A 10,915-nucleotide genomic window follows, 5' to 3' on the forward strand; every position below is an offset into this window, starting at 1 on the left:
CCCGCCATCTGTCCTCCATTTGATGTTGAGGAAACGGTGCGCTCAATAAGGAACAACTCGTCTCGACGCGCGCACGTCAATCAGTTCCGACATCGGCAAAGTGCTCCCTCCGTTCCGCGGAGAGCACGCCGTTCACATTGCGGATCGCTCGCATGACCTTCTTCAGGTGTTGCAGATCGCCGACCTCGACAACGAACGAGCCCGTCATGCCGCCGTCGTATGACTTGATCTCCGCCGAGCCGATGTTCGTACCCGTTTCGGTAATCGCCAGCGCGATGTCCGACAGCAACCCACGCCGATCGGTGCCCTCCACGACCACCCGCACGAAGAATCGGTCCTGGGATTCCGCTTCCCATTCGATCTCGACCCGTCGCTCAGGATGCTCCGACAGGTTCAGCACGTTGGGACAATCTGTGCGATGGATCGAGATTCCGCGACCCCGGGTGATGTAGCCGATCACCGAATCGCCCGGCACCGGCTGACAGCACTGCGAGTACCGGATCATCATGTTGTCGACGCCCTGGATGCGGACGCCGCGGTCGCTCTTCCGGACCTTGCTGACGAACCGCTCGAAGGCAGTCGGTGGCTTCGGCGGCTTGGGCTCTTCGCCGGGATACAGCTCCTTCAGGATCGCCGTCGGCCCCAGGTCCCCGCGGCCCAAGGCCGCGAGCACGTGGTCGAAGTCGGGCAGGTTGAGCGCACGTGCCGTTTCGGCCATGGCCGCCTCGGTCGGCTTCTCCTTCTTCGCCCGGCGCAGTTCCCGCTCGAACAGCTCCTTCCCCAGCTCCAGCGAGACGCGGCCCTCCTGGCTCTTGACGAAGCTACGGATCTTCTGACGCGCACGCGCCGTCTTGACGAACGCCAGCCAGTCGCGCGACGGGCGCTGCTTCGCGTCCGTCGTGATGTCCACGGTGTCGCCGTTCTTCAGCTCCCGGGACAGCGGGGCAATCCGCCCATTCACCTTCGCGCCAGCGCAGTGCAGCCCGACCTCGGTGTGGACCGCGAACGCGAAGTCGATCGGCGTCGCACCGCGCGGAAGCTGCTTGACGTCGCCCTTCGGGGTGAAGACGAAGATCTCGTCCTGGAAGAGGTCGATCCGGAGGAACTCCATGAACTCCTCCGGCTCCCGCGTGTCCTGCTGCCACTCGAGCACCTGGCGGAACCAGGACAGCGTCTCGTCCACCTCGTCACTCGGGCGCTGCGAGCCCTCTTTGTAGCGCCAGTGCGCCGCGATACCGTACTCGGCGGTCCGATGCATCTCGCCGGTGCGGATCTGGATTTCGTAGAGCCGGCCGCCGGGGCCGAAAATGGTCGTGTGCAGCGACCGGTACATGTTGGACTTCGGCGTGGCGATGTAGTCGTGGAACCGCTCCTGGAGCGGTGTCCACTTGTTGTGGATCACGCCGAGCGCGTGGTAGCAGTTGGCGATCGTGTCCGTGACGACGCGGATCGCCATGAGGTCGTAGATCTCCTCGTACGGGCGCGCGCGCTTCTGCATCTTCCGGAAGATGGACCAGAGATGCTTGGGCCGCCCGTACACCTCGCACGGGATGCCTGCCGTGCGCAGCTCGTCCTCGAGCGGATGGCGCAGCGCCTCGATGTTCTCTTCCCGCTCCGCCCGCTTGTCAGCGATTTTCTTGGCGAGCGTGCGGTACTCGTCCGGCTCCAGGTGCTTGAAGGCGAGGTCCTCGAGCTCCCAGCGGATCTGCGCCATGCCGAGCCGGTGCGCGAGCGGCGCGTAGATCTCGCGCGTCTCGGTCGCAATGCGACGCCGCTTGTCCGGCCGCAGGTGCTCCAGGGTGCGCATGTTGTGCAGCCGGTCCGCCAGCTTGATCAGGATGACGCGCGCGTCCTGCGCCATCGACAGCAGCAGCTTGCGGTAGTTCTCGACCTGCTGCTCCGTCGACGAGCGGAACTGCACCTTGCCGATCTTGGTGACGCCGTCCACGATGCGCGCGGCCTGCGCGCCGAACTCCTTTTCGACGTCGTCCAGCGTGAAGATCGTGTCCTCGACCACGTCGTGGATCAGTGCCGACGCGACCGTGAGCGTGTCCAGGTGCAGGTCGGCCAGGATCTTGGCGACCTCGACCGTGTGATCCAGGTACGCCTCGCCCGAGGCGCGCTTCTGCCCCTCGTGCGCAGTCTCGCTGAAGCGGTACGCGCGCACGATCATGTCCACGTCGAGCCGGTCGATGTAGGGCTCGATGGACTGGCGCAGGCGCGACGGCAGCGCGTCGAGCCCGCTTTCGTCGGGCAGAATCGGGACTGTGCTGGCCATCCTTGTTTCTACTCCCCGCGCCGGCGGCGGTTCACGTGGCCGGCCGCTTGCCCGGCCGTGGAGCGGTCGGTAGGCTCAAGAAGGGGTCCACTACTCAACCTTTTCCCGTGAGCGAATGCGCATCCTGATCACCGGCGCCGCCGGCTTTCTCGGTTCCCATCTCTGCGATCGATTCCTCGCCGAGGGCCACGAGGTCATCGGCATGGACAACTTCATCACCGGCTCACCGGAGAACATCGCGCACCTGATCGGGCATCCGGGATTCCGGTTCGTCGAGCACAACGTCGTCGACTACATCTATACCGAGGGTCCGCTGGACGGCGTGCTGCACTTCGCGAGCCCCGCAAGCCCGGTCGATTACCTCGAGCACCCGATCCCGACGCTCAAGGTCGGCTCCCTCGGCACGCACAAGACGCTGGGCCTCGCCAAGGCCAAGGGCGCCCGCTACCTGCTCGCCTCGACGTCCGAGGTGTACGGCGATCCGCAGGTGCATCCCCAGCCCGAGACCTACTGGGGTCACGTCAACCCGATCGGTCCGCGCGGCGTCTATGACGAGGCCAAGCGCTTCGCGGAGGCCATGACGATGGCGTACCGCACGTACCACGACCTCGACACGCGCATCGTCCGCATCTTCAACACGTACGGGCCGCGCATGCGGCCCGCCGACGGTCGCGTCGTGTCGAACTTCATCGTGCAGGCCCTGCGCAACGAGCCGCTCTCGCTGTACGGCGACGGCTCGCAGACGCGGTCCTTCTGCTACGTTGCGGACGAGGTGGACGGCATCTACCGGCTCTTCATGTCCGACGTGCACGAGCCGGTGAACATCGGCAACCCGCACGAGTTCACCGTGCGCGAGCTGGCGGAGAAGGTCATCGAGCTGACCGGCAGCGAATCCGCCATCCAGTCACTGCCGCTTCCGGAGGACGATCCCAAGGTGCGACGTCCCGACATCACGCGCGCCCGCGAGCTGCTCGGCTGGGAGCCCAGGCACTCGCTCGAGGAGGGATTGAAGCTGACGATCCCCTACTTCCGTGAGCGCGTCGAGCGCGGTGCGACGGCGCGCGTGCTGACCGACACCGGCGCGCAGGCCGCGCCCTCGGCGCAGACGCCCTAGCCGGTCAGTCCCGCTGCTGCGCGCGTCCGGGCTGCTCCGCCAGCGCCAGGTACGCGCGCAGCTGCGGTGAGTCGATCCCCTCCGCGCGGCACGCGTCCCACTCCGCACGCGCCGCATCCGGATCCCCGTCACGCAGCAGCGCCAGCCCCAGGTCCAGCCGTGCCGGCGTGTAGGACGGCGTGTCCAGCACGACCCGCCGCAGCATCCGCACGGCTTCCTTGACGCGCCCCAGCTCGAGCAGCGCCTTGCCAGCACGGTGGCGCACGTCCGGGAAGTTGGGCCGCAGCTCCAGGGCGGTCCTGTACTCGCGCCACGCGCGCTCGTGCGCACCGACCGCCGTGTACAGGTCGCCGATGTGTGCGTGCGCATTGGCGATGCGCGCGGCCGCGATCGCCGGGATCCCGTCGGCAGCGGACTGCTCGCGAGCGCTCGCCCGTTCGAGCGTTTCCCGCGACTCGTCGAAGCGGCCGAGGTCGTTCAGTACGAGCGCCCGGTTGAGCAGCGCCTCGACGTACTCCGGGTTGATCGCGATGGCCGCGTCCAGCTCGTCGAGCGCCGCCTCGGAATCACCGAGCAGCGCCAGCGAGATGCCGGCCAGGTTGCGCATGTCCGCGTACGCGGGGCGCGTGCTCAGGATGCGACGCGCGAGGTCGAGAGAGGTCGCGTACTCCGCGCGCTCGAAGGCGGCGTATGCCGCCGCCACGTCCGGTGCCTTCAGGTCCATGCTCGGAGTATAGGCTGCAGAGCTGCGACCTGCCACCGCGCGTCAGTCGCGCAGCAGGCCGGCCTCCACGAAGGACGTGTAGCGGGCATCACCGATCACGACGTGATCCACCACCGGAATGCCCACAACCCTGCCCGCCTCCGCGAGCTGCTGCGTCACGCTGCGGTCCTCCGGCGAGGGCGTCGGGTCACCGGATGGATGGTTGTGCAGCAGGATGATCGCCGCCGCGCCCTCGGCGATCGCGGCGCGGAACACCTCGCGCGGGTGCACCAGTGAGCCGTCCAGCGTGCCGCGCGTCACGACCACTTCGCGCAGCACCGCGTGTTGCGTGTTCAGGAGCAGCACCCGGAACTCCTCCTGCGCCAGGTCGCGCAGCGCCGGGGCGCACAGCTCGAAGACGTCGCGCGGCCCGCGGATCACGGCCCGCTCGGCCGGCCCCTCACGGGCCAGCCGGCGGCCGAGCTCGAGTGCGGCCAGGATGCGTGCGCGGCTGACGGGACCGACGCCGCTCAGCCTGTCGCCATGCGGCAGCACTGCTGCGAGCCGCCGGAGCGAGCCACCGGCGCGCGAGAGCAGCTCCGTCGCGAGCTCGGCGGCACTGGCTCCACGAACACCACTGCCGATCAGGATCGCCAGCAGCTCGCGGTCCGAGAGCGCACTCGCACCCGCATGCAGCAGTCGTTCGCGGGGACGCTCACGAAGAGGCCAGGACGTGATCGGGGCCGGCATACCGCGAACGGTTGCCGGCCCGGCGGGGCACTGCCATGGCTGTGGGGCGCTCAGTCGCCGACCGCGACTTCCATCGGCAGCCGCTCGATTGTTTGAAGCCGCATCGGCAGGCCCGGGAAGAAGGCATCGAGATCCTGCCGCATGACTTTCGGATCCCCGCCCTCGAGACCACGCTCCCACAGCGGCAGGCGCGGAAGTACGCGGACCGGACCGGTGACGGAACGGATGATCCGGATCTTCTCGATCGCCGTCTGGCTGGTCTCCTCGTCGGGCGCAGCCAGCTCCTCGTGAAGCTTCTCGCCCGGACGCAGGCCCGTGAACACGATCCGTCCGCGGTAATCCGTCACACCGGAGAGCCGCAGCAGATTCTCCGCGAGATCGAGAATGCGTACCGGGTCCCCCATGTCGAGCATCGCGACATGGCCGCGCAGCTCCGGCAGCAGCGACGCCTGCAGGATGAGCTGCACCGCTTCCGGGATCGTCATGAAGTAGCGCGTCGTTTCCCGATCCGTGACCGTCAGCGGCTGCCCCGCCTTGAGCTGGCGGCGGAAGATGGGTATTACGCTGCCGTTGCTGCCCAGTACGTTGCCGAAACGCACTGCCCCGTAGTTGGTCCCGGGGTGGCGCGCCTGCATTTCCAGCACGATCAGCTCGGCCAGTCGCTTGGTCGCGCCCATCACGTTCGCCGGCCGGACGGCTTTGTCGGTGCTGACGAGAACGAACTTCGCCACGCCGTACTGACCCGCCAGTTCTGCGACGCGCCACGTGCCGATCACGTTGTTGCGGATCGCCTCGCGCGAGTTGCACTCCATCAGCGGCACGTGCTTGTACGCCGCCGCATGGAACACGCGGTCCGGCGCATGGCTCTCGAACACGGCACGCATTGCCGCCGCATCGACGATGTCCGCAATCACCGCGATGATCTCGAGCTGCGGGTGCGCCCGCCGCAGCTCCAAGTCCAGGTAGAAGAGATCGCTCTCCGCCTGGTCGAGCAGCACCAGTGTACGCGGCGAGTTCAGCGCAACCTGGCGCGCGAGCTCCGAGCCGATCGAGCCCGCAGCTCCCGTGATCAACACGGTCGCGCCGCTCATCTCCGCCGTCAGCTCCGGCAGCTCGAGGTTCACCGGCTCCCGCCCCAGCAAGTCCTCGATCCGGACCTCGCGCACCTGGTTCAGTCGCACGTCCCCTGCCAGCACCTCGGCGATGCCTGGCAGCACCTTGAGCGGCAGGCCTGTCGCCTCGCACTTCGCGACGATGCGGCGCAGGTCGGCCGGTGACGCAGATGGCACAGCGATGATCAGCTCCTCTGCGCGCATCGCGTTGCTGATCGGGACGATGTCACGAGTGGCGCCGATCACCTCGATACCGTGGAGTGTGGCGCCCCACATCGTCGGGTCATCGTCCACGATTCCGATAGGCCGGTAACCTGTCGGGAAGCGGATCATTTCACGCACCAGCAGGTTGCCGGCCTCGCCCGCGCCGACCACCAGCACCCGGGTCTTCTCGTGGCCGTTCACATGGCCGTGATTCCGGATCCGCTCGTATCCCAAGCGGTAGCTCAGCCACATGCCGGCCGTGAACCAGCAGACGAGCACGGTCTCCATCGCGACGATCGAGATCGGCACGACAGGATCCAGCGGCAGGACAAACCGGAAGATCACCAGGAAGACGACGGATCCGCAGATGCTGGCCAGCACCAGCCGCGGAATGTTCGTGGCTCCGGTGTAGCGCCAGCGCTCACGCGTCAGGCGAAAGAGGCGGAAGAAGCCGAGTCGGATCGCTACGAACGGCCAGACCGTCCACGCGAAGAGCTGGAGGTAGGCGGCGGGCGGCTGGAAATCGAACCGCAACAGGTAGGCGGAGAAGTAGGCGCCGAACGCCGCAGCCGCATACAGTACCACCGCAAGCCGACGACGCCTGGCGAACAGCGCCGTCAGCCACCCGGTATTGCCTGTCATTTCCTCTGAACCGCTCTCAGCCACAACCCCACCAGAATGCCTCGGAGGCCCCAAAGTCTCGATCGTCGGGTGTGTGCATCAACCGGGCCAAATTAGTGCGATATCCTTCGCGTCGAAATAGGCAGCAACTGCCTATTGACCCGCCGCGACCGCCACCGGCGTGGACGACGGCCGTCCGATACTCACGTACTCGAACCCCAGCTGCCCCATCCGCTGAGGGTCGTAGAGGTTGCGGCCATCCAGGATCAGCGGCCGCTTCATCGCCGTCCGGATCCGGCCGAAGGCCGGGCTCCGGTACTGCTTCCAGTCCGTCAGGATCAGCAGCGCGCTCGCGTCCGGCAGCACATCGTAGTTGCCTTCCGCATACTCTACCCGGTCGCCGAAGATGCCCCGGGCGATGTCGGTAGCGACCGGATCGTGCACCCGCACCGTCGCGCCGCGCTCCAGCAGCCCGTTCACCACCGTGATCGACGGCGCTTCGCGCATGTCATCGGTTTCCGGCTTGAACGCCAGCCCCCAGACCCCGATCGTCACCCCGCCCAGGTCGGTCCCGAGCCGCTCGTCGAGATGCCGCAGCAGCAGCCGCTTCTGCCCGAAGTTGACCTTCTCGACCGCGTCCAGGATGCCCGAATCGACGTCCATGTCGTCCAGCGTCCGGATCAGTGCCGTCACGTCCTTGGGGAAGCAGCTCCCGCCGTAGCCGCAGCCGGGGAACAGGAACGAGTTGCCGATGCGCGGGTCGCTGCCCACGCCCTTGCGCACGTGGTCCACGTTCGCGCCGATCGCGTCGCACAGCCCCGCGATCATGTTCATGAACGAGATGCGCGTCGCCAGCATCGCGTTGGCCGCGTACTTCGTGATCTCCGCCGACTGCACGTCCATGAAGAGAATGGGGTTGCCGGTCCGGACGAACGGCGCATACAGCTCCGCCAGCGCACTGCGCGCATAGTCACTGTCCGTCCCGATGACGACGCGGTCCGGCTTCATGAAGTCGTCGACCGCCGCACCCTCCTTCAGGAACTCCGGATTGGAGCAGACGTGCACGGGCATCCCCGAGTGCTTCTCGATCTCCGCCCGCACCTTGGCCGCCGTCCCGACCGGTACCGTGCTCTTCGTGGTGACGATCTTCTCGCCATTCATGTTGCGACCGATCGTTTCCGCCACCTCGAGCACGTGCTTCAGGTCCGCGCTCCCGTCCTCCCCGGGCGGCGTGCCCACCGCAATGAAGATGATGTCCGACTCCCGCACGCACTCGGCCACATCCGTCGTGAACCGCAGCCGCTCATCCTCCTGGTTGCGCACGACGAGGTCCTCCAGCCCCGGCTCGTAGATCGGGATCTCCCCCTTCTTCAGCCGCGCGATCTTGCCCTCGTCGACATCCGCACAGATCACATCATTCCCCGCATCGGCCAGACACGCCCCGACCACCAGCCCGACATAGCCGGTTCCTATCACACCAACGCGCATGCGTCCTCGCTTCTCATGTTGCTATGGGTTTGCCCTGGATCTCTGGCTCTTCTTCTCACACCGAGGTCACAGGGGACACAATGGGCACAGAGTTACTGCAGTTGAACGTTCTCACCGGACAGATCCTGGACAGCGCCTTCCGTATTCACTCGCTGCTCGGTCCAGGACTGCTCGAGTCTGTTTACGAGACGCTGCTCGCCCGGGACCTCATCGCGCTGGGCCTGAAAGTAGAACGACAGAAGCCCGTCTCCTTCGAGTTCGACGGCGTGCGCTTCCGGGATGCGTTCAGGGTCGATCTGCTGGTGGAGCGGTCGGTGGTCGTCGAGATCAAGTCAGTGACTGCACTCGGCCCTGCGCACCACAAACAGCTCCTGACCTACCTGCGGCTGCTCGACTGCCGCCTGGGGCTGCTCCTGAACTTCGGAGCGCCCCATCTGCGCGATGGTATCAAGCGCGTCGCCAACTGACTCCCTATCCGCTGTGTCCACGGTGGCCGCTGTGACCTCTGTGTGAACTCAGGCACCCGCACCGTGGCACTTCTTGTACTTCTTGCCCGAGCCGCAGGGGCACGGATCGTTGCGGCCGATCGGCTTTTCCGCCGAGGCCGGTGCGCCCCTGGCTGCACCGCCGTCGCCGCGGTTGGTCTGCAGCCGCGAGACATCCGTGGGCTGCGCGACGCGGCCCATGCCGGCAATGGCCGGCGCCGCGGCGGCAGCACCGACCGGCGCGGCCCTGCGCGCGCCGCCCATGGCCGCGGCGATCGCGTCGCGGGGCTGCTCCTCGCGCTCGGCCTGCGGCGGGTGGGCAGGCGAGGTCGGCTGCACGTCGCTCGGTCCGCTCAGCGTCAGCTCGCGCGGCGGCGGCGCGGGGCGCCGCTGCTGGCGGGGCACCTCGAGCGTGGCGCGGAACGCGAACGAGCTGACCTGCTTCCTGATGTCGCGCATCAGGTCGACGAACATCGTGTAGGCTTCCTGCTTGTACTCGATCAGCGGGTCCTTCTGACCCCAGCCGCGGAAGCCGATCGACGCCTTCAGGTGATCCAGGTCATAGAGGTGGTCGCGCCACTTCTGGTCGATCACGCTGAGCATCACGAAGCTCAGGATGCGGTCGCGCATCTCGCCGAAGCTCTCGAGCTTGCGCTTGAACGCGGCGCGCGCGCTGGCGAGCACGATCTCGACGAGCCGGTCGCGGTCGTCGATGTCGTGTTCCGCGCCCTCCTGCTGCGGCAACTCCTCGACCACCAGGAAGTAGTCGATCACCAGGCGCTGACGCAGCGCGGCCAGGTCCCACGTGTCGGGGTGCGAATCCTCGGGGGCGTAATCCAGGATGGACGTCTCGAGCGCATGCTCGACCATCTCCCAGATTTCGCCCTTCAGGTCCTCGCCGCCCTCGAGCGCGAACAGGCGCAGGTCGTAGATGACCTCGCGCTGCTGGTTCATCACGTCGTCGTACTCGAGCAGCCGCTTGCGCTGCTCGAAGTTCTGCATCTCGACGCGGCGCTGCGCACTGCCGATCGAGCGCGTCACCAGCGCGTGCGTGATGACCTCGCCCTCCTGCGCGCCCATCCGCTCCATGATGCCGGCGATGCGGTCGGACGCGAACAGGCGCATCAGGTCGTCTTCCAGTGACAGGAAGAACTGCGATGCGCCCGGGTCGCCCTGGCGGCCGGCGCGGCCGCGGAGCTGGCGGTCGATGCGGCGCGACTCGTGCCGCTCGGAGCCGATGATGTGCAGGCCGCCGGGCTCGACGACGTCGTCGTCGCTCAGCTTCGCCGGATCCGTCTCGCGCGTCGGATCCGCGGAGCGCGCCACGGCGTCGAGGTCGACACCCTTGGCCTTGAGCCAGCCGACGGTGCGGTCCTCCTTCACCGTTGCACCGAGTTTGATGTCGGTACCACGGCCGGCCATGTTCGTCGCGATCGTGACGGCGCCCGGCTGGCCGGCGCGCGCGACGATCTGCGCTTCCTGCTCGTGGTACTTCGCGTTCAGCACGCTGTGCGGGATGCCGCGTCGCTTGAGCATGCGCGACAGCGTTTCCGACACGTCGACCGATACCGTACCCACGAGAACGGGCAGCTCCATCCTGTTGAGCCGCTCGATCTCGTCCATCATCGCGTTGAATTTCTCGCGCTTGGTCCGGTAGATCAGGTCCTGGCGGTCGTCACGCGCGATCGGCCGGTTGGTCGGGATGACCATGACCTCGAGACCGTAGATCGAGTGGAACTCGCCCTCCTCGGTCTCGGCCGTACCCGTCATGCCAGCCAGCTTGTCGTACATGCGGAAGTAGTTCTGGATCGTGATCGTCGCGAGCGTCTGCGTCTCGCCGCGCACCGACACGTTCTCCTTCGCTTCCACCGCCTGGTGCAGCCCGTCGCTCCAGCGACGTCCCGCCATCTTACGGCCGGTGAACTCGTCGACGATGATGACCTCACCACCCTCGACGATGTACTGCTCGTCGCGGTTGTAGAGCGCGTACGCCTTCAGCAGCTGGTGGATCGCGTGGATCTTCTGGCTCTTCTCCGCGTACTCGCGCTCGAGCGTCTGGATGCGCTCGCGCTTCTCGTCGATGGACAGGTCCGGGTCGTGCTCCACGCGCCCGACCGCTTCTGACAGGTCCGGTACGACGAAGGCCTCCGGATCCGAGGG

8 protein-coding genes are annotated in these 10,915 nt (G+C 67.0%); 2 read left to right on the forward strand and 6 right to left on the reverse strand.

All coding sequences use genetic code 11. The features are described from left to right. Positions 1 to 76: 76 nt before the first annotated feature. Positions 77 to 2,278 carry a bifunctional (p)ppGpp synthetase/guanosine-3',5'-bis(diphosphate) 3'-pyrophosphohydrolase gene (locus VFU06_06720; GenBank protein HEU5209086.1) on the reverse strand — a complete coding sequence of 734 codons (2,202 nt, stop codon included), beginning with the start codon at positions 2,276 to 2,278 and terminating at the stop codon, positions 77 to 79. 115 nt (positions 2,279 to 2,393) lie between these two features. Between VFU06_06720 and VFU06_06725 the strand changes: the two genes are divergently transcribed. Continuing rightward, complete coding sequence (locus tag VFU06_06725) at positions 2,394 to 3,392, forward strand: UDP-glucuronic acid decarboxylase family protein (protein HEU5209087.1); 999 nt, start codon at positions 2,394 to 2,396, stop codon at positions 3,390 to 3,392. A 4-nt stretch (positions 3,393 to 3,396) separates the two neighbouring features. On the opposite strand, the gene VFU06_06730 is transcribed toward VFU06_06725, so the two are convergent. The 4 genes from VFU06_06730 to VFU06_06745 form a co-directional block, all read right to left on the reverse strand. After that, positions 3,397 to 4,116, reverse strand: coding sequence for a tetratricopeptide repeat protein (locus VFU06_06730; protein ID HEU5209088.1), 720 nt, complete (start codon positions 4,114 to 4,116; stop codon positions 3,397 to 3,399). 42 nt (positions 4,117 to 4,158) lie between these two features. Further along, positions 4,159 to 4,845 carry a DNA repair protein RadC gene (gene radC / locus VFU06_06735; protein HEU5209089.1) on the reverse strand — a complete coding sequence of 229 codons (687 nt, stop codon included), beginning with the start codon at positions 4,843 to 4,845 and terminating at the stop codon, positions 4,159 to 4,161. A gap of 50 nt (positions 4,846 to 4,895) precedes the next feature. After that, the gene (locus VFU06_06740; protein HEU5209090.1) at positions 4,896 to 6,803 is read right to left on the reverse strand and encodes a nucleoside-diphosphate sugar epimerase/dehydratase; all 1,908 of its coding nucleotides are present in this window, start codon (positions 6,801 to 6,803) and stop codon (positions 4,896 to 4,898) included. 132 nt (positions 6,804 to 6,935) lie between these two features. Further along, positions 6,936 to 8,270 carry a UDP-glucose/GDP-mannose dehydrogenase family protein gene (locus VFU06_06745; protein ID HEU5209091.1) on the reverse strand — a complete coding sequence of 445 codons (1,335 nt, stop codon included), beginning with the start codon at positions 8,268 to 8,270 and terminating at the stop codon, positions 6,936 to 6,938. Positions 8,271 to 8,350: 80 nt separating this feature from the next. On the opposite strand from VFU06_06745, the gene VFU06_06750 reads away from it, so the two are divergent. Next, positions 8,351 to 8,737 (forward strand): GxxExxY protein, encoded by a 387-nt coding sequence (locus VFU06_06750; GenBank protein ID HEU5209092.1) that lies wholly within the window; start codon positions 8,351 to 8,353, stop codon positions 8,735 to 8,737. Positions 8,738 to 8,785: 48 nt separating this feature from the next. Here the strand turns inward: VFU06_06750 and VFU06_06755 are convergent. Beyond that, a partial coding sequence (locus VFU06_06755; protein ID HEU5209093.1) for an SEC-C metal-binding domain-containing protein occupies positions 8,786 to 10,915 on the reverse strand: 2,130 nt, incomplete at its 5' end.

The sequence above is a fragment of the Longimicrobiales bacterium genome (genome assembly GCA_035764935.1).
Taxonomy (GTDB): domain Bacteria; phylum Gemmatimonadota; class Gemmatimonadetes; order Longimicrobiales; family RSA9; genus DASTYK01.